An 18,452-nucleotide genomic window follows, 5' to 3' on the forward strand; every position below is an offset into this window, starting at 1 on the left:
GCTTTCAGCAGGTTTAATGAAAATCATCTTCCAGCAACGGCACCCGTTTTACAGCAGTATCTAATGCGCTTAGGGTTTCAAGCAACGCGCGCATTTGTTTGAGTGGCACCGCATTGGGGCCATCCGATTTTGCTTTTGATGGGTCTGGATGAGTTTCCATGAAAAGCCCAGCAATACCCGTTGCCACTGCAGCGCGTGCCAGCACTGGAATAAATTGACGCTCGCCGCCTGAAGAGGCGCCCTGCCCGCCTGGCAGCTGCACTGAATGCGTGGCATCAAAGACGACTGGCGCGCCCGTCTCACGCATAATCGCCAGTGCGCGCATATCGGAAACGAGGTTGTTGTAACCAAATGACACCCCTCGTTCACATGCCATAAACCGGTCCTCATCAAGCCCGGCCTCGCGCGCCGCAGCGCGTGCTTTACTGATGACGTGTTGCATATCATGGGGCGCTAGGAACTGGCCCTTTTTAATATTCACGGGCTTACCTGAACGCGCGCAAGCCTGAATAAAATCTGTTTGGCGGCATAGAAAAGCTGGCGTTTGCAGAACATCGACGACTTCGGCAGCCAATGGCACTTCATGCTCGGCGTGCACGTCTGTCAATACTGGCACGCCAATCTGGCGCTTTACTTCAGCTAGAATCTTCAGCCCCGCGTCCATCCCTAGCCCACGAAATGACTGGCCTGAGCTGCGGTTAGCCTTATCGTATGAGCCTTTATAAATGAACGGAATAGCCAAGGCAGCACAGATTTCTTTTAGCATGCCAGCCGTATCGAGCGTGAGTTGCTCGGATTCAATGACACAGGTACCCGCAATCAGAAAAAACGGCTGCTGAAGCCCAACCTCGATATTGCAAAGCTTCATAAACAATCCTTAGCAACTGAGGCAATCTGAGTTTTTATACGCCCGTGCTGATAATGCAGAGCGGCTAGCACAAAAGCTTTAAAAAGCGGATGACCATCACGCGGCGTTGAAGTAAATTCAGGGTGGAATTGCACGCCAACAAACCAGGGATGCAAATCGCTATGCAACTCCATCATCTCAGGCAGGTTTTCAGTCGGCGTGCGGGCGCTGATTGACATTCCCTGCGCTTCGAGTTTTGGCACAAAATGGTTGTTGACCTCATAACGATGACGGTGCCGCTCGCTCACATAGGCGCCATAGATTGCTTCGGCGTGGGTATCGGGTTTAACTGGGCAACGCTGAGCGCCTAAGCGCATCGTGCCGCCCAGGTCGGAGTCCTCGCTACGCTTTTCGATGCGGCCATCGCCCTCTTGCCACTCAGTAATCAGCGCCACTACTGGGTGCGGCGTTGCGGGATCAAACTCAGTGCTATTTGCCTGGCTCAGCCCGGCAACATGGCGGGCGAATTCGATGACAGCCAATTGCATGCCGAGACAAATGCCCAGATATGGGATTTTTGCTTCGCGCGCATATTGAATGGCCGTGATTTTGCCTTCAGTACCCCGCCGGCCGAAGCCACCTGGCACTAAAATTGCGTCTAAATGCGCAAGGCTGCTCGGACCGTCTCTTTCAATCAACTCGGAATCGATATACTCAATCTCGACCTTGGTCGAGGTGTGAATTGATGCGTGCTTAAGTGATTCGATTAAAGATTTATACGATTCAGTCAACTCAACATATTTGCCCACCATCCCAATGGTGACGCAATGTTGCGGGCGCTCAAGGGCTTCAACCAATTTAGCCCAAACCGACAGATCAGCCGGCGCAGGCGATAATTCAAGTTCATTACAGATAATTTCGTCAAGGCCCTGATCATGCAGCATTTGCGGAATTCTGTAGATATTATCGACATTCCAGACTGAAATCACAGCCTCTTGCGGCACATTCGTAAACAGCGAAATTTTAGCGCGCTCATCATTTGGAATTGGACTCTGTGCACGGCACAGCAATGCGTGCGGCAAAATGCCAATTTCACGCAACTTTTGCACGCTATGTTGAGTCGGCTTAGTTTTCAGTTCACCAGCAGCGGCCAAATAAGGGACTAAAGTCAAATGCACGAAACAGGCCTGGTGACGGCCCAAGCGCAAGCTCATCTGCCGCGCCGCCTCAAGAAAAGGAAGCGATTCAATATCGCCCACCGTGCCGCCGATTTCAACAATCGCGACATCAGGCTGCCCACAGGTTGCCTCTTGCGCACCACGCTCGATAAAAGTTTGAATTTCGTTAGTGATATGCGGAATCACTTGCACGGTCTTGCCAAGATATTCACCACGGCGCTCTTTACGAATCACAGATTCATAAATCTGCCCAGTCGTAAAGTTGTTGGCCTTACGCATTTTAGTGCTAATAAAGCGCTCATAATGGCCAAGATCAAGATCCGTCTCTGCGCCATCTTCGGTCACAAAGACTTCACCGTGCTGAAACGGGCTCATTGTGCCAGGATCAACATTAATATACGGGTCAAGCTTGAGCAGCGTTACTTTAAGGCCGCGCGATTCAAGAATCGCAGCCAGTGAAGCGGCGGCAATGCCTTTACCAAGAGAAGAGACGACACCACCGGTGACAAAAACGTATTGAGTCATTGCTAAATTGCTCGCAGGAAAGCCGAATTATACCGTGCACAAGCGCTGATGTTTTAGGCTCTTTGCAAATCTTTCGTTTTATCGCATTTAGATCAATCCAATCCCGGCCCATCGATCAAGTGTTTTGGCTAAGCTGGCATTAGCGTGGCGTACCTAATTCAATCAGCGGCCCATCCAGTAGCGCCGGTGTGCCGTACGGTAACGTTCAACAAAAAATTCAGCGCCGGCAGTCTCAAATTGCACTGCGCCATCGTGATCACTGCGATGCAAGTTGCTGCCATGCGCTTGGTAACGGGCCACCACAGCGGCATTAGGATGCTTAAACCGATTTCGATACCCCACCTGAAAAACCGTCTCGCGTGGCGCCACGGCCGCCAAAAAACCTGCCGTTGATGAAGTCCGGCTGCCATGATGCGGGGCCAGCAATAGGGTTGCACTTAACGCTGCCGGATTATGTGTCAGCAAAGCGCGTTCTTCACGTGCTTCGATATCACCCGGCAGCAATGCTGCATGATGGCTATTACTAATATGCAAGACACAGCTTACTTCGTTGCGTGCCTCACGTCCGCCACGCGCCTTACTGCTCTTGGTTGCTGCTCGAGTTAATCCTCTGCGCTCATTCGTTTCATTGGGCCATAGCATGGTAAAACGGACACCGTCCCAAAGCCAACTCTCGCCGGCATGACATGCCGCAAGGTCCCTTACCTGCTGCGCGCGCGCCTGCCGCCACAGCGCATGTTTAGGCGGCAGTGACGCCCGCATGCGAGCCACGGGCAATTCAGTCAACACAGCTCGCGCGCCACCAGCATGATCATTATCGGCATGGCTAATCACCAGCGCATCGAGTTGTTCAATACCTCGCGCGCGCAGAAACGGCAGCACAATCCGCTGACCTGCATCAGCCGTCATATCGTAGCGTGGCCCGGTATCGAACAGCAGTCGATGATGAGCCGTTTCAATCAGGGTGGCAGCGCCTTGCCCAACGTCTAACACCGTAATGCGAAATTCGCCCTCTGCGGGGGCGGAAGAGAGTGGCAAAGCCAGCGGTAAAAATAGGAGCGGCGCGGCACCTCGTAAGGGCCAACCGGGCAACATCAAACTCCAACCCATACCAAGCGCAGCAAATGCAAGGGCGAGCACATCTGGCGTACGGATTGAATAGAGTGCCCACGACGGCGCCGCAATCACATCAAGGACCTTAGCCAACACCATTAAGAATGCGTGTGCCACCTTCAATATCAGCGCATCAAGCGGCGCTGGCAGCAGCACCCCCAGCAGCACGAGAGGAGTCACCAAAAAGCTCACCCATGGAATAGCAAATGCATTGGCCAATGGACTTAACAACGGTACTTGTGCAAACCAGAGAGCAGTCAATGGAATGAGGCCAAGACTGACAGCTCCCTGGATGCGAGCAGATGCCGTGAATGTTGCCAATAGGCGGCGCCATCGGTACACTCCCCAAGCATAGATGCCGCGTATAGAAAGAATGCTGCCATTCATTTCTTTGGCCGCTTTATCCGCTGCTTTAGAGTAAGCCATGCGACCGGCGCTTGCCGCCAATAAAATCACCGCCACGGCACCAAACGAGAGCCAGCAGCCAGCCGTGATCGTGGCCCAAGGGTCAATCGCAACCACCACCGCCAACGCCCAGGCCAAGACCACCGAGACTGCAACGCGGCGCGCACTCGCAAACGACAACGCCACAATCAACAGCATCAACAAGGCCCGTTGCGCAGGTATGCCAAACCCAGCCAGCCCAGCATACAGCAACCCTGCAGCAGCACCTGCTACGGCCGCCACCCGCGGTGCTGCCAACCACAGCGGCCAGTGATCACCGATAAAGCACGAGTGCCGCCACAACCAGCCGGCCAGCGCCGCAGCAAAACCAGCGACGAGTGAAATATGCAAACCTGAGATCGCCACTAGATGGTTTGTACCCGTGCGTGTAAAGCGCTGCCGGTCATCCGCTGAAATTCCCGTTTGTAAGCCAATCGCCAGTGCGCTGACTACCCCTGTATGCGGTGCGTGCGCTAACACTTCATGAATACGTAGATGCTGCCTATCACGCCAACGTTCAAGCGCCATCAGAAGACCGCTCGCACGACCAGCCATACGCTGTGGCGCGGGTTGTTCACGCACATAGCCAGTCGCCCGTAGATTGCGCTCAAGCATAGATGCTTCAAGGTCAGCTGCGTGATAGTTCGCATTGCCATGCGGGCGCACCAGCCTGATGGTGAACATCCAACGTTCACCCGGACGTATACGCACAGGCAGCGTCCCCGCTTGCGCATACCAACTCAACTGGACCAAACGTGGCATTAACGGCACGGCGGGATCGCTTTGCTCGATTTTGAAGACAAAGCGCGTGCGGCGTGTATCGCTGAGTGGCACACTGGCGATAATGCCCACTGCTTTGATATCGCGCCGCTCCAGCTCAATCGGCAACGCCCACGCCAAGCGAATCTGTGCTCGCCATGCTGCCCAGCTATAACCCGCAATCAAGGCCGCGCATAAGATCAATAGAACTTTGCCCCAAGGCCACTGGATACGATGTAAAACACCTGCAGCTAAGGTAAAAAGGGCCAGCAATACAACGCATAGGCTTAAGCCCAATCGCGAAGGGAGTTCAGCGCTTTGCTGTAATGCCCATGTACCCGCTGCAAAACCGCACAGCACTGCTCTTACCATAGCCGCCCATACCTAGCCTCTTTTTAATAATTTGATTATGCGTGAATGGGATCAGACTGGAATGGCACAACGCCAGAATTGGCCATTAGGCCTATGAAATTTACGGTTAGTTTTTACCTATTGTGTGGTGTAATCAATCAGAAATTTTTTGCAAAAAAACTCTCAATTAATGCTACCATTAAGTTTAAATTTAACCTTTTAAATTAGTTATAATGACTGCCATTCCTTTCGACACACTACTATTCGTTGAAACGCTCACAGAAACAGGCGTCGACGAAAAACAAGCCAAAGCAATTTCTACTGCAGTGCATGACTCATACAAAATGGCAGGGTTCGTGACTAAGACAGATCATCGCTTGTTTGAATCAAGCATTCGCTCCGACCTCGACAAACTCTCGATCGAACTTCGTCATGAAATAAGCGATCTACGCAAAGATATGAACACTCGGTTTGCTGCTGTTGACGCTAAATTAGAAAGCCTTCAACTCCATTTGACACTTAAAATAAGCTCAATCATTGGCGGCATTCTGATTGCAGGCTTAAGTGCTTTAGGTATTTTCATGAAAGCACTCATTTCAGCCAACCTATAGTCTTAACAAAAAGAAGTTAAACAACAGTCGTCGCTAGCAACGCTCCTTCTTTCAACTGCAATACCCGATCACAACGCATAGCAAGCTGTGCATCATGTGTAACGATCACAAAACTCGTATTTAACGTTTGCGACAACTCAATCAGCAATTCAAATATTGTATTCGCTGTACTTGCATCCAGATTACCTGTAGGTTCATCCGCCAACACACAAGCAGGGCGATTAACCAAGGCGCGCGCCACGGCTACCCGTTGACGTTCACCGCCCGAGAGTTCACCTGGGCGATGCTGAGCACGCGCTGTCAGTTCCACTCGCGCTAGCATCTGAGCGGCAATCTCACGAGCATCGGCAAGTGAAAAGCGGCGAATCAGAAGTGGCATCGCGACATTATCCAGCGCACTAAATTCAGGCAACAAATGATGAAATTGATAGATAAAACCTAATGCCTGGTTACGTAAGGTCGTGCGCTGCCGGTCACTCAGCGCAGAAAACGCTTTACCCAACAGTGACACCTCCCCTTGATCCGGGTCATCCAGCCCACCTAAGATATGCAATAAAGTACTTTTTCCGCAACCCGATGCGCCAACAATCGCGAGTTTCTCGCCGCGCCGTACTGCTAGCTGCACATTATGTAGAACTTCCACGCGTGTGCTGGCCTGGGCAAAAGTTTTGGTAATGCCGCTGGCCTGCAACACAACGTCTACTGCCGGCTCCGGCCTTTGGTTCTGTTTATTCATAACGTAAAGCCTCCGCAGGCCGTACGCGAGCAGCCTGCCAACTAGGGTACAGCGTTGCCAGCACCGATAAGACACAAGCGATTGCGCCAATTTTAATGACATCAAGCAGCTTCAGATCCGATGGCAGTTCGCTAATAAAATAAATGCTAGGGGGCAAAAAGCGGATACCCAATACATGCTCGATAAACGGCACAATAGTTGGAATATTTACGGCAATTAAACAGCCCAGTGCGACCCCAAGCAGAGTACCGCATAAGCCAATGGTCATGCCCTGTACCATAAAGATTTTCATAATCGAGCTAGGTTGTGCGCCTAGCGTGCGTAAAATCGCGATATCCGCCTGCTTGTTGGTGACCGTCATCACCAATGATGAGACCAGATTGAATGCCGCGACCGCAATAATCAGCGTCAAAATGATAAACATCATGCGTTTTTCGATTTGCACGGCCGAAAACCAGGTTTGATTCTGCCGCGTCCAATCACGAATATAAAGATCTCCCGCTAGCGCTCGAGTGAGTTCAAGCGCAATCTCCGGCGCGCGTTGCATGTCCTGTAAACGCAGCCGCACACCGGTTGGGGCCGTCAGCTGGAACAGCGTCTGCGCATCCGCGATCTCCATTAAAGCTAAAGCGCTATCGAATTCGTAATGGCCCGACTCGAAAATACCCACCACCGTAAACTGTTTAAACCGTGGCAGCATACCAACCGGGGTCATTGATCCTTGTGGTGCAAGCAAGATAAGCTTTTCCCCTACTTCGACCCCGAGTTGCTGCGACAGTTGTTCACCCAGCACAATGCCGAATTCACCGGGCTTTAGATCAGCCAAACGCCCAGCCTTCATCTCTGCGCCCAAGCCCGATACCTGCTCCTCGAGTGACGGCTCCACCCCACGCAGGACAACCCCTCTCATGATGCCTTGACGAGTCAGCAACGCCTGCGCCTCGACATAAGGCGCCGCTGCCAGCACCGCTCGGTTGCGCAATGCTTCATGCGCAGTTTGCCGCCAATCAACGAGGCCCCCGCTAGGCGAAAAAACTTCAACGTGGGCAAGTACCGAAAGCATCCGATCCCGCACCTCCTTTTGAAAACCGTTCATCACTGAAAGCACGATAATCAGCGCCGCGACCCCAAGTGCAATGCCCGTCATTGACATCAGTGCAATGAAAGAAATAAAGCCATTTCCGGTTGTCTTTTTACCTGCGCGCGTATAGCGCCAACCAATCTGCCATTCGTACGGAAGTTTCAAGTTAAGCTACCAAAATCAGAAATCAAATATTAAACGATGGTGGAGTTTGCCATACAATGCAGCTGCTATGACTATGCAATCTCCTGCTCTCCACCTGCTATTACCGTTCTCGCTACCGGCGCTGCGCGCTGCTCGCCATACGTTACCTGCTTTGCAGCAAGGTGCGCTGGCCAAATTACTCGCACGCGCAACACTAACAGAAAAATCTGTCGGCGAAGATTTTCAGCGGACATTACCGCATGAGCGTTGGCTAGCGCACCGCTTTAAGGTGATTGATGCGGCGACACTTGATGAAGCGCCGCTCGCGCCCTATATGCTGCTAGCCGATCAGGTCGCGCCCGTTACCGTGACACTTAACACGGTACTCGCTACAAGTCATATCCATTCAGACGATACCCCAATTTGGGCGTGCGTCGAGCCGGTACATGTACAAATCGCCCATGATCACCTGATCCTGATTGACCCAGCGCACCTGGAGCTTGCTGCGGATGAAGCCACCACGCTACTTAAAACCGCCCAGCCACTAATTGAATCACTAGGCATCACGCTCGTCGCGCCCACCCCTTTACGCTGGTATATCTCGGCGCCCTTCTTGCATGGGCTATCGGGCGCCTCACCGCTACGCGCCGCCGGACGCAATATTGAAATCTGGCTGCCCCATGAAACTCGGACAGGCGCCGCCTCACGCGCGTGGCTGAAGCTTCAAAATGAAGTACAAATGGCCTGGTTTGAGCATCCGATCAATGATGCACGCGAAACACGCGGTGTCTATACGGCAAATTCGATCTGGCTGCATGCGCAAGGTTCGTTTAAACCCGTCACCAGCCCATTTAGCTGTATCTTAGCCAATGCGCCCGCCGCGCGCGGCCTGGGGCTGGCCGCCGGATTAACAGCGCAGCATCAAGTCAACCTGCCGCCCGCTCACTTTGATCAGCTCGCTCTGTTTACCACCGCCCAGGCCACTCGTGCTCCTGCAACTAAAATACTGGTTGAGCTAGATGATTTAACGCTGCCATTTTTGCAGCAAGATTGGTTTCACTGGGCGGCAACGCTCACTACTCTCGAGCATAATTGGTTTGCGCCTGCGCTCGCTGCGCTACAAAGCGGCGCCTTGCGAACCCTGACGTTAACCCTATGCGGGGACACCTCTTCACTCACTTTAACAGTAACGCGTGCTGACCTGCGCAAATTCTGGCGCCGCCGATCAACCGCCTCACTGCTTGAATTATGACCCAAATTACTCCACGTTCGTGCGCACCTGCCCAGACTGAAGTTCTGATTCGCCAAGGAATCCATCCGGTACTGGCCCGTTTGTATGCCGCGCGCGGCATTTGCCATACAGACGAGGTTGAAACTCACTTTACGCACTTACTCGCGCCCGCTCAACTCAAAGGCATTGACGACGCAGCCATACTGCTTGCCGACACCATTGCAGCGCGCGGAAAAATGACGGTCATCGCAGATTATGATTGCGATGGCGCGACCGCCTGCGCGGTCGCTGTGCGGGGCCTACGCTTATTTGGCGCAAATGTCGATTACTTGGTCCCCAATCGCTTCGAATACGGTTATGGACTGACCCCAGATATCGTGGCGCTAGCCGCCAAAGGACAGCCTCAGTTACTGATTACGGTTGATAATGGCATTGCCAGCGTCGATGGGGTTGCTGCCGCTAATGCGCTTGGCCTAGAGGTGCTCATCACCGACCATCATTTACCTGGCGATACCTTACCAGCGGCTCGTGCGATGGTTAATCCGAACCAACCGGGCTGTACGTTTGCGAGCAAACACCTAGCGGGGGTGGGTGTGATGTTCTATGTTTTACTTGCCTTACGTGCACAATTGCGTCAGCGTGGCGCCTTTAGCGACCGCCCAGAGCCCCGCCTGGATAGCTTGCTTGATCTCGTCGCCTTAGGCACCGTCGCTGACGTCGTCAAGCTCGATGCAAATAACCGGGTCTTAGTCGCCCAGGGGCTTACACGCATCCGTGCCGGCCGGATGCAAGCTGGCATCGCCGCCCTCTTTCGCGCCGCTGGCCGTGAGGCAAAATCTGCATCCGGTTTTGATCTTGGTTTTGCGCTTGGGCCCCGCCTGAATGCAGCCGGCCGGCTGGCGGATATGTCGCTTGGCATCGAATGCTTACTCACGGATGATGTTGGCCGCGCTTGGGCGCTGGCTCAGCAACTTGACGCGATGAACCGCGAGCGGCGTGAAATCGAAGCGGAGATGCAGCAGACCGCACTGGCCGAGCTCGCCGAGGTTGATCCGTCTGGTTGCACCACCCTCACCCTGTTCAATCCAAGTTGGCACCAGGGGGTCATTGGGATTGTCGCCGGGCGGCTCAAAGAACGTTTTTTCCGGCCCTCGGTGACATTTGCCCTCGCTGATGACAGTGGCGATCTTGTGAAAGGCTCGGGTCGCTCGATTCCAGGCTTTCATTTACGCGATGCGCTCGATCTAATCTCAAAGCGGCACGCCGGCCTATTAACCAAATTCGGTGGCCATGCAATGGCTGCTGGCTTGACCCTGCGCACAGTTGATGTACCGCGCTTTAAGGAAGCCTTCGAAGCGATTGGCCGTGAATGGCTCGGTACTGATTCATTAACCCGCGTGCTAGAAACGGATGGTGATCTCGAAGATGCTTATTTCACCCCGCAATTTGCTGAACTACTGGACAATCTGGTGTGGGGGCAGGGGTTTCCAGCACCGATTTTTTCAACTGAATTTGGGATTGCCTCGCAAGCGCTCGTTAAAGAGCGGCATTTGAAGTTACAGCTCATGCGCGGCAGGCAACGTTATCAAGCGATTTGGTTTAACCGCACCGAGCCATTACCTGCTCGTGCGCTGATTGCGTATCGGCTCGTGCGCGATACCTGGAACGGCGTTGCACGCGTGCAATTGGTGGTAGAGCATGCACTTGCATGAATCGCATCAGCCGAGAGCTATTGAAGCATCTAGCAAGCAAGTATATCTGGTGGAAAACGCCAGATGAAACCATGTTGATGCCTCAGCGCGTGAGCTTGATTCGTCCGACAACAGACCCTTAAAAGGGCCAAAAACATAGCTTGCTTAAACAATTCCACCATTCACACCAATGACCTGACGCGTAATATAAGCGGCTGCATCAGACATCAAAAAACTGACTAATGCGCCAACTTCAGAAGATGTTCCAACACGCTTCATTGGCACTTCTTTTGAGGCTTGCTCGCGCAATTCCGGATTGATCATCTCAGTTTCAATAATACCGGGAGCCACGCAATTGACCGTGATCGCGCGGCTCGCGAGTTCTATCGCCAACGCTTTGCTCGCTCCGATCAAGCCCGCTTTGGCAGCACTGTAATTCACCTGTCCACGGTTGCCAATCATGCCGGACACCGACGAGATCGTCACAATTCGCCCGCCGGCTTTCGCGCGCACCATAGGCATCGTGAGCGGATGCACAACATTGTAAAAACCATCGAGACTCGTATCAATCACTGTATCCCAGTCCTCGCCGCTTAGCGCAGGGAAAACCGCATCGCGTACCACGCCGGCATTACACACAATGCCATAATAGGCTCCGTGTGCCGCCACATCCTCTTCAAGCATCTTAGAGCATATGGCGCGCTCACGCACATCAAAGCGCAGTGCCTGGGCTTGTCCGCCCTGCGCCACAATACCTGCCACCACCGCTTGCGCTTCAGTCCAGCCACTATGAGCATGGATCGTAAGCGCAAAGCCATCAGAGGCGAGCTGCTCGGCAATAGCACGGCCAATACCTCGGCTTGCCCCTGTCACTAATACGCGGCGCTTCATTCAATTGACTCCTCAGGAATTCTAAATCGCTGCAATTTTAATCATTTGTGTAGCACTTTTAATCAGCACCAACTACGAGGCGCTGCCCATGCTTCCGTTAACCTCAATTAGACGATGGGGAAACAGCAGAGGAGCGCCGATTCAACTAGAACCACCATGCCGCTGCATAAAAGCCGAAAAATCCGGCGGCTGGAACACTTTCAGTACCGCCTTGGCCGCGAGTTCACCGCCCTGCCACAACTCGCAGTCATACGCCTGGTTACCATCAGCCAACGCTAATATTTGCTGAACCTCTACTTTCAGCAATGTATTCGCCTCGAACGCTGCACAAAATGCCTGATACTGGCGCGAACCTAATAACACACCAGCTTGTGGCGGTCCGCCATCGGATTGAGCAGATAGACCAGCATGGGCAGCCATGGCCTGCGCCATTAACTCGAGGCCAATCCATACTGGCATCCGCGCGTCAGGATCAGCATACCAAGCGTCGCCACGCACTCGATACTCAGCACTTAGCGTTTTGTTGGTAAAAGCCGTGACCCGGTCAAGTAATAACATTGTGCCGCGATGCGGCAGTAAAGTTTCAATCTCAGGAAACCCGTGAGAAGAGCCCATGATCAGCCACCAATGATAAGGCTGACATTGCTGCCACCAAAGGCAAACGAATTACTCATGCAGGTTCGCTGCCGCAAGCCTTGCCCAGGCTGTACCAGATCAAGCCGTGGCAGTTGCGGATCAGCCTCCCCATCCCAGATATGCGGCAGCAAAGAGGGCGTCATACCATTTAGCAGCAGCCAGCAAAAACCCAGCTCAGTTGCACCTGCCGCCCCCAGCAAATGACCCACCAATGGCTTAGTGCCACTGGCCGGCACGCCAGCCGGAAACACGCGCTGCATCACGCGGCTTTCCATTTCGTCATTTTTTGGAGTAGCCGTCGCATGCAGATTGACGTAGCCAATTTGAGACGGAGTGAGCGCCGCATCGTCAAGTGCTGCGCGCAATGCCATTTCAGCGCCCTTCCCTTGTGGATCAGGCGCAGAAATATGATACGCATCACTGGCTTCACCCACACCCAAAAGTGCAATCGGCGCTTCATCACGGCTCATAATAAAAAGGGCCGCCCCTTCACCAAGGTTAATCCCACGGCGATTGCGACTCATAGGATTAGCGCGCTGCGGACTGATCGACTCTAACGCACTAAAACCACCCAAGGTCAAACCACTCAGCGTATCTACCCCACCCAACACCACGGCATCGCATAAGTCAGCTTGCAACCATCGGCGGGCCACCGCGAAGACTTTTGCGCTGGAGGTGCAAGCCGTCGAAATAGTATACGCCGGGCCTGTCACATCAAGTACTTTGGCCAAGAATGGCGCAGCTGCGCCGATTTCAACCTGCTGGTAATCATAGCCAGCAGGTGCTGCCCGGCCGGCGGCCCATTCAGCGAGCATGGCCTCGCCCGCGACAATGCCCGAAGTTGTCGTACCCAACACCACGCCAATCCGTGAGCGGCCATAGCGAGATAATATTTTTTCAAGCTCGACTTCTATGGTTGCCAGGGCAGCCAGTAATAGGCGGTTGTTACGACAGTCATCGCGCGCCAACGCCGTCGGCGGTGCTGGCAATACCTGGCTTACCCGACCCACAGGCAAGCTGCCAAGCGCATCACTCACCGCTTCAGTGACCATACTCGAAGTGTCGCCCTCAGCTAAGCGACGGCCAATCACGGCTAGGTCATTACCCAGTGCATTGATCATGCCAAGGGCATTTAAATAGTAGCGTGGTTTACTCATCAAGCACTCTGAAGAAGATAGGGTTAAACACGCTCAACGAACTGCAGAGAGCATCGGCTCTAATTTATCCAACAGCTCGCGTGGTAATACAAACTGCAACGCTTGCGTCTGTGCATCCACTGCCACTTGAATCGTATAGCCTTTAGTCAGCGGCTCACCACTTTCCCGGTCAGTAATTAAATAACCGATTTTAAGCCGGCTTTCATATTCGACGAGCTTAGCGCTCACGTCCAACAACTGGCCATAGCGAGCAGGCCGCAAATATTTCAGCCGACATTCAACCACCGGCCACAGATAGTTTGATAAACGCATCGCGTCATAATCGAAACTACGCAGCAATGCGCTACGCGCGATTTCAAAATACTTGACGTAATGGCCGTGCCAGCAGATATTCATCGAATCAATATCGTGAAACGGCACTTCAATGCCGACCGTAGCAGTCAGCGCGGTTTGGTGGATCGGCTTAGCCATCATAATTTGCCTGTCTGATCTCGAGCGCTCGCCAAATCTGTATAGAGGGGAGCCACACCCGCGCGGATCCAATCCGCAGTCCCACGCAAATCAAACTCAAGCGCCCGATCTTCATCGACGAAAGCGGAGTGGGTGGCAGACATCTCCATGAATTCCGTTAAGACAACAGGTGGCTGCGGTATCGCCGAGTCACGCAAACGCAAGGTGACGGCTTGCACCGTGGCTAGCGTATGTGCAGCAGCAACCTGTTCCGTCAACGTCAGCACCCGTAAACAGTCGCGCGCGGCAATCGTACCCATGCTGACTTTATCTTGATTATGGGACTCCGTTGAACGTGAAAACACGCTCGCCGGCATGGTCAATTTAAGGGCTTCGGCAGTCCAAGCAGACGCACTAATTTGCACCGCCTTAAAGCCATGATTGATCGCCGCGCGCTCACCTATGCTGCCAGATAAATTACGCGGCAAACCATGATTGAATTTGTCATCGACCAGCAAGGCAAGCTGGCGATCCATTAAGTCAGCTAAATTTGCCACTGCAACCTTAAGGGCATCCATGGCAAACGCAATATGGCCGCCATAGAAATTGCCACCGTGCAACACGCACTCATCGTCTGGATCAATCAATGGATTGTCATTGGCACTATTTAATTCATTTTCAATATCACGCCGGATCCAGCTCAGCGCATCACGCGCCACCCCAATCACATGCGGCGCACAGCGCACCGAATAACGATCTTGCACACGCTGCGCACTGCTGTCCGGGCGGCCGCTTAGATCTGCGCGAATCCACGCTGCTGCCTCGCCCTGCCCTATATGGGGCTTGGCCTCAAACAGTCGCGCATCAAAATGCGCTGCGCGCCCATTCAAGGCAACGGTAGTAAGTGCCGTCAGCCGGCACGCCAAACGCGTCAGATAGTCAGCCCGGCGCCAGGCCAGGCAGGCCAAGCCCGTCATGACTGCCGTACCATTCATTAGCGCCAGCCCTTCTTTCGGCGCCAGCACAAGCGGCGCAATGCCAAGCTCAGCGAGCACATCGCGCGCCGCACGCAATTGGCCACGATGCGACACTTCACGCTCACCAATCAGCGCGGCAGCGACATAAGAAAGGGGCGTTAAATCGCCACTCGCGCCCACTGAACCTTCAGCTGGAATACGCGGTAACACCCGCTGGTTAATCAGCTGCATGAGTTTGTCAAGCAACTCCCAGCGCACGCCAGAATAGCCGTGCGCCAACGAATTGAGACGCGCCACCATGACCGCCAGCGTTGCATCCGTGTCTAAATATTCGCCCATACCACAGCCGTGATAACGGGTCAGCTGCAACGGTAATGCCGCCACCAAGGCTGGCGGCACGCTGACCTCGCAGGCATCTCCATAGCCCGTATTCACACCGTAGACTGTCGCACCACTAGCCAGGCAGGTGCGCAAATAATGGGCGCCACGCTCAATCCGTTCACGAAATGCCGCCTGATCGGCGAGCCGCACCTCTGCGCCGCGCTCAGCAACGGCCAGCACCTCCTCAATCGTGACCCGGCGTGCGCCGACGACGATATGCTCAAGGCTTTTACCTACTTCTTCATGGGTCGTTCGATATAAGTTATACATTTCATTCACTAGGTCATTCGATATACGTTATATATTTCATTCACTTTGCTAAGCACTAGCAAATCTACACAATAGCGTCCTTACTATAAACAATCCGCCCCGTTGCATAGTCATGCTCACCCACATGGTAGCGAAAGGTAATCCGCGCACGCCCGGGATCATGCGCGAGCGCAAGCCGCAGCGTGGCGCCTGGACGCACCATAGAGAGGAATTTAATTTGCTCAAGCGATTGGAAGCCATCACATAGTGCAAAATAATGCGCGACATAGCGGACAACCCAATCGATCTGGACCACGCCTGGTAAGATCGGCAACCCCGGAAAATGACCGCTGAAGTGAATCAAGGTTGACGGCACATGTAGCTCAAGCAGCGCTGTATCGCCATTGCACCATTCAGCGAGCAATTCAGGTTGCAGTGGATTTTTTGCGAAGCGCGCGGCAAGATCAGTCACCGACAATTTTCCTCGCTCATCAAAAGGCAACTGCATACAAAAGCGCCAATGACGGGGCAACACGACCCCATCGAAATGCTCAGCTAAATAACGGCGTAAGGCCTGCGTGATAGACAGACGGCTCGCGGCGCTACGCCATGCCTGTATGCCTTCCTCAGTTAAAGTCAGCAGCGCGCCAAGCGTTAGCCGCGCGCCATTCAGCGGCACAACCGCGGCCTGCTTAACCCACGGGTGCTGCATCAGCACGTGCTCTAGCTCAGGTAACGAAACACGTTTTTCTTCGAGCTTAATGATTCGATCCAGTCGGCCCCGTAAACGAAAGCGACCATCAACGTCGATCTGCACCGCATCTTCCATGCGCCACCACTGATCGTCAGGCAGATGTGGCGAACGCAGTTGCAATGCACCATCGGCAGCACACCGCACAGCAACCGCTGGCATCGGCGTCCAGGCATCGCTCACCACATTTTGATGCTGCGCTTGACGCTGACAACGCCAAGCAATCCCGCCGGTTTCAGTACTGCCATACACTTCGATTGGCGCAGCGCCAAACGCTTGCGCATAGACCGCGGCAGTCTCAGTTGCCAGCGGGCCACCCGAAGAAAAAATCAGTCCCGGCAGCGGTGCAAGCTGGGCTAGGTTAATCAGCGCAGGCCAGCGCGCCAACTGCGCCGGGCTCGACACCAAAACCGTCTTCTGCAACGCAGCCAGCCGGGCCCGCACGTCCGCGGGGTCAACACAGGTCATGCGATCAAACGGCTGACCGGCAGCAAGCGGCCATAACAAACGAAACAGCAAACCATAAATATGGTGATGCGGCACGCTAGCGACCACGGTAATACCTTGCATCACCGTACCCCACAGCGTCGCCAACGTCTGAATTTCCGCCTCAAACTGTGCCAGCGTTTTGTGGATCACCTTCGGTACGCCACTACTGCCCGAAGTGACAAGACTCAGTGGTGCACGCGGATCAATCGTCAACTCAGCGCACAGACCACCGTCCCCGCTGGCAAGCAAACCGTCTAGATCATCCAGCACGCTATCGTATAAACCAGCGAGCGGCAAGAGCGCCGCTGGCTTATGATTGGACGGCAGCACAATCTGTTTACCTGCTGCTAGCAACGCAAATAAGCCACAGACAAAATCAAATGGATCGCTCAAACACAATGCCCAACGCGCGCAGCTCCTATGGCGCTCGCCACCTAGAGCGCGCACCGCAGCACATGTACGTTCGGTAAAGAAGCGCCAGTCCAGCACATGATCACCGTCAATACATACCGGCCGGGTATCAACGCAATCGTGACTAAATAACAAGTGTAAAGATGTGGTCATGCAAAATAAAGTGTGCCGTTCCAAACAACGGTTTGGTCATCTCTCAAAAAGCGCTTTAAGATTCAGGCAACGCATTACGCTGGCTTGTAACCCAATCAGCCAAGGTACTCACCGAACGGAAATGTTCGCGCATACGACTATCCGTGGTTTCAATGGGCAGCTGATATTTTTTGCGCAGCGCAATCCCAATTTCCAGCGCGTCAATCGAATCGAGCCCAAGGCCATCGGTGTTAAAAAGAGGCGTATCGTCGCCGATATCCGCTAGGGTCAAATCCTCAAGATTAAGCGCGTCAATCAAAAGCTGTTTGAGCTCAAGTTTTAAAGCAGTCATGGTCTTTCCAGTGTTGTTTAGATTAATTCTCTGTTGAAATCACGCTCAATTTCATGCGCTTCGAGAAGCTCTCGTTGCCTATCAATAAATAGCCATTATGCTTTTCTATCACGCCACTGCCAGGACCAGCTCGACCCGGCGCCCTCCCAGCAAGTGGCTTGATGTGTTTCAAGGCAATGCAAAGCGGCATTCAATTGACGCGGGTAGAGCGAGCGCTCCGGCACCTGCGCTCGTTCACTGCTACGCACATGGCATTCAAGCACGCCTGGCGCATCGTCGGCTATCCACAAGGCCAGTGCAGCAGATGGCGCATCGGTCTCGTCGACCGAAGCAAAAATTGGGTCAGGCGGTTCGTCCGCATAGATCACCAATATCGGTGCCTGCGGATCAGAGGTATATTGCGCAAACGCCTCAAGCAATGCGTAACCCAGGGTCTCAGAGCCCGCCGCTAAGGCGGTGGCATTTGAATGGTCGCCCCGCATCATACTAAAAACACCGGCGGCCGCATTCAAAACCGAAAGACTGAATGCATTCGGCGATAAAGACTGCATCGGTTCTTGCGCTTGTGCTTTGAGCAACTCCGTGGTGCGGCGTGACTCCCCATGACGAGAAGCGAAGATCACTCGCACCGGTTGGTCAGCCAGCACGCAATCATGCGCCACTTTGAGTCCCATTTTCGATAGCGTACTCAAACGCCGCCGCAACATCGGCTCAATAAAATTCACCTCGAGCGCAGCCGATGTCTGCGCACTCCATGCAGACCAACGGGCAACAGGCAAGGTCCAAGCTAAATCAGGCATGTTAATCGGGATAGGATAAGAAAATAGGGATAAATTCAGTGCAAAATAACCCTTTATCATATCAA

17 protein-coding genes are annotated in these 18,452 nt (G+C 53.6%); 4 read left to right on the forward strand and 13 right to left on the reverse strand.

What is annotated here, in order from left to right; translation table 11 throughout:
- Positions 1-13: 13 nt before the first annotated feature.
- The 3 genes from kdsA to KMZ15_RS05815 all read right to left on the reverse strand — a co-directional run bounded on the left by kdsA (position 14) and on the right by KMZ15_RS05815 (position 5,238).
- A complete protein-coding gene (kdsA, locus tag KMZ15_RS05805; RefSeq protein ID WP_223691554.1) occupies positions 14-868 on the reverse strand; it encodes a 3-deoxy-8-phosphooctulonate synthase in 855 nt (284 codons plus the stop codon).
- Positions 865-2,550 (reverse strand): CTP synthase, encoded by a 1,686-nt coding sequence (locus KMZ15_RS05810; RefSeq protein WP_223691556.1) that lies wholly within the window; start codon positions 2,548-2,550, stop codon positions 865-867. Before KMZ15_RS05810 ends, kdsA begins: the two co-directional genes overlap by 4 nt.
- 162 nt (positions 2,551-2,712) lie before the next feature.
- Positions 2,713-5,238 carry a DNA internalization-related competence protein ComEC/Rec2 gene (locus tag KMZ15_RS05815; protein ID WP_223691558.1) on the reverse strand — a complete coding sequence of 842 codons (2,526 nt, stop codon included), beginning with the start codon at positions 5,236-5,238 and terminating at the stop codon, positions 2,713-2,715.
- 212 nt (positions 5,239-5,450) lie between these two features.
- Here KMZ15_RS05815 and KMZ15_RS05820 point away from each other — a divergent pair, with 212 nt between their 5' ends.
- Positions 5,451-5,828, forward strand: a complete 378-nt coding sequence (locus KMZ15_RS05820; RefSeq protein ID WP_223691560.1) for a CCDC90 family protein — start codon at positions 5,451-5,453, stop codon at positions 5,826-5,828.
- Between the two features lie 16 nt (positions 5,829-5,844).
- Here KMZ15_RS05820 and lolD read toward each other — a convergent pair whose 3' ends face one another.
- Both lolD and KMZ15_RS05830 read right to left on the reverse strand, forming a co-directional pair.
- Positions 5,845-6,564: a lipoprotein-releasing ABC transporter ATP-binding protein LolD gene (gene lolD / locus KMZ15_RS05825; protein ID WP_223691562.1), complete on the reverse strand. Its 720-nt coding sequence runs from the start codon at positions 6,562-6,564 to the stop codon at positions 5,845-5,847.
- Positions 6,557-7,810 (reverse strand): lipoprotein-releasing ABC transporter permease subunit, encoded by a 1,254-nt coding sequence (locus tag KMZ15_RS05830; RefSeq protein WP_223691565.1) that lies wholly within the window; start codon positions 7,808-7,810, stop codon positions 6,557-6,559. Before KMZ15_RS05830 ends, lolD begins: the two co-directional genes overlap by 8 nt.
- A 73-nt stretch (positions 7,811-7,883) precedes the next feature.
- Between KMZ15_RS05830 and KMZ15_RS05835 the strand changes: the two genes are divergently transcribed.
- Genes KMZ15_RS05835 through KMZ15_RS05845 form a run of 3 tightly spaced genes read left to right on the forward strand, consistent with a single transcriptional unit; the run spans position 7,884 to position 10,854 of the window.
- Positions 7,884-9,041, forward strand: a complete 1,158-nt coding sequence (locus tag KMZ15_RS05835; protein WP_223694733.1) for a regulator — start codon at positions 7,884-7,886, stop codon at positions 9,039-9,041.
- Entirely contained in the window at positions 9,038-10,732 is a 1,695-nt protein-coding gene (gene recJ / locus KMZ15_RS05840; RefSeq protein WP_223691567.1) for a single-stranded-DNA-specific exonuclease RecJ, read from the forward strand. Before KMZ15_RS05835 ends, recJ begins: the two co-directional genes overlap by 4 nt.
- Positions 10,729-10,854 carry a hypothetical protein gene (locus KMZ15_RS05845; protein ID WP_258134739.1) on the forward strand — a complete coding sequence of 42 codons (126 nt, stop codon included), beginning with the start codon at positions 10,729-10,731 and terminating at the stop codon, positions 10,852-10,854. Before recJ ends, KMZ15_RS05845 begins: the two co-directional genes overlap by 4 nt.
- A 22-nt stretch (positions 10,855-10,876) precedes the next feature.
- Here the strand turns inward: KMZ15_RS05845 and KMZ15_RS05850 are convergent, their stop codons facing one another.
- The 8 genes from KMZ15_RS05850 to KMZ15_RS05885 form a co-directional block, all read right to left on the reverse strand.
- The gene (locus KMZ15_RS05850; protein WP_223691569.1) at positions 10,877-11,602 is read right to left on the reverse strand and encodes a 3-ketoacyl-ACP reductase FabG2; all 726 of its coding nucleotides are present in this window, start codon (positions 11,600-11,602) and stop codon (positions 10,877-10,879) included.
- 141 nt (positions 11,603-11,743) lie between these two features.
- Positions 11,744-12,217 carry a beta-hydroxyacyl-ACP dehydratase gene (locus KMZ15_RS05855; protein ID WP_223691571.1) on the reverse strand — a complete coding sequence of 158 codons (474 nt, stop codon included), beginning with the start codon at positions 12,215-12,217 and terminating at the stop codon, positions 11,744-11,746.
- Positions 12,218-12,219: 2 nt separating this feature from the next.
- Positions 12,220-13,395: a beta-ketoacyl-[acyl-carrier-protein] synthase family protein gene (locus KMZ15_RS05860; protein ID WP_223691572.1), complete on the reverse strand. Its 1,176-nt coding sequence runs from the start codon at positions 13,393-13,395 to the stop codon at positions 12,220-12,222.
- Positions 13,396-13,428: 33 nt separating this feature from the next.
- Complete coding sequence (locus tag KMZ15_RS05865) at positions 13,429-13,866, reverse strand: thioesterase family protein (protein ID WP_223694735.1); 438 nt, start codon at positions 13,864-13,866, stop codon at positions 13,429-13,431.
- Complete coding sequence (gene hutH, locus KMZ15_RS05870) at positions 13,866-15,473, reverse strand: histidine ammonia-lyase (RefSeq protein ID WP_223694737.1); 1,608 nt, start codon at positions 15,471-15,473, stop codon at positions 13,866-13,868. The genes KMZ15_RS05865 and hutH overlap by 1 nt, the downstream gene beginning before the upstream one ends.
- A gap of 64 nt (positions 15,474-15,537) precedes the next feature.
- On the reverse strand, positions 15,538-17,256 hold the full coding sequence (locus KMZ15_RS05875) for an AMP-binding protein (protein WP_223691574.1): 1,719 nt from the start codon (positions 17,254-17,256) through the stop codon (positions 15,538-15,540).
- Between the two features lie 55 nt (positions 17,257-17,311).
- Entirely contained in the window at positions 17,312-17,587 is a 276-nt protein-coding gene (locus KMZ15_RS05880) for a phosphopantetheine-binding protein (RefSeq protein ID WP_223691576.1), read from the reverse strand.
- A 95-nt stretch (positions 17,588-17,682) separates the two neighbouring features.
- Positions 17,683-18,387 (reverse strand): beta-ketoacyl synthase chain length factor, encoded by a 705-nt coding sequence (locus tag KMZ15_RS05885; RefSeq protein WP_223694739.1) that lies wholly within the window; start codon positions 18,385-18,387, stop codon positions 17,683-17,685.
- Positions 18,388-18,452 lie beyond the last annotated feature (65 nt).

The organism is Mycoavidus sp. HKI (assembly GCF_020023735.2).
In the GTDB taxonomy this organism is placed as follows: Bacteria; Pseudomonadota; Gammaproteobacteria; order Burkholderiales; family Burkholderiaceae; genus Mycoavidus.

What these genes read in the sequence shown, in the direction of transcription:
- KMZ15_RS05815 (WP_223691558.1), bottom strand. Translation starts at nt 5,238, where the DNA reads ATGGTAAGAGCAGTGCTGTGCGGTTTTGCAGCGGGTACATGGGCATTA.
- KMZ15_RS05845 (WP_258134739.1), top strand. Translation starts at nt 10,729, where the DNA reads ATGAATCGCATCAGCCGAGAGCTATTGAAGCATCTAGCAAGCAAGTAT.
- KMZ15_RS05835 (WP_223694733.1), top strand. Translation starts at nt 7,884, where the DNA reads ATGCAATCTCCTGCTCTCCACCTGCTATTACCGTTCTCGCTACCGGCG.
- KMZ15_RS05810 (WP_223691556.1), bottom strand. Translation starts at nt 2,550, where the DNA reads ATGACTCAATACGTTTTTGTCACCGGTGGTGTCGTCTCTTCTCTTGGT.
- KMZ15_RS05875 (WP_223691574.1), bottom strand. Translation starts at nt 17,256, where the DNA reads ATGACCACATCTTTACACTTGTTATTTAGTCACGATTGCGTTGATACC.
- recJ (WP_223691567.1), top strand. Translation starts at nt 9,038, where the DNA reads ATGACCCAAATTACTCCACGTTCGTGCGCACCTGCCCAGACTGAAGTT.
- KMZ15_RS05880 (WP_223691576.1), bottom strand. Translation starts at nt 17,587, where the DNA reads ATGACTGCTTTAAAACTTGAGCTCAAACAGCTTTTGATTGACGCGCTT.
- KMZ15_RS05820 (WP_223691560.1), top strand. Translation starts at nt 5,451, where the DNA reads ATGACTGCCATTCCTTTCGACACACTACTATTCGTTGAAACGCTCACA.
- lolD (WP_223691562.1), bottom strand. Translation starts at nt 6,564, where the DNA reads ATGAATAAACAGAACCAAAGGCCGGAGCCGGCAGTAGACGTTGTGTTG.
- kdsA (WP_223691554.1), bottom strand. Translation starts at nt 868, where the DNA reads ATGAAGCTTTGCAATATCGAGGTTGGGCTTCAGCAGCCGTTTTTTCTG.
- KMZ15_RS05855 (WP_223691571.1), bottom strand. Translation starts at nt 12,217, where the DNA reads ATGGGCTCTTCTCACGGGTTTCCTGAGATTGAAACTTTACTGCCGCAT.
- KMZ15_RS05865 (WP_223694735.1), bottom strand. Translation starts at nt 13,866, where the DNA reads ATGGCTAAGCCGATCCACCAAACCGCGCTGACTGCTACGGTCGGCATT.
- KMZ15_RS05850 (WP_223691569.1), bottom strand. Translation starts at nt 11,602, where the DNA reads ATGAAGCGCCGCGTATTAGTGACAGGGGCAAGCCGAGGTATTGGCCGT.
- KMZ15_RS05885 (WP_223694739.1), bottom strand. Translation starts at nt 18,387, where the DNA reads ATGCCTGATTTAGCTTGGACCTTGCCTGTTGCCCGTTGGTCTGCATGG.
- KMZ15_RS05860 (WP_223691572.1), bottom strand. Translation starts at nt 13,395, where the DNA reads ATGAGTAAACCACGCTACTATTTAAATGCCCTTGGCATGATCAATGCA.
- hutH (WP_223694737.1), bottom strand. Translation starts at nt 15,473, where the DNA reads ATGTATAACTTATATCGAACGACCCATGAAGAAGTAGGTAAAAGCCTT.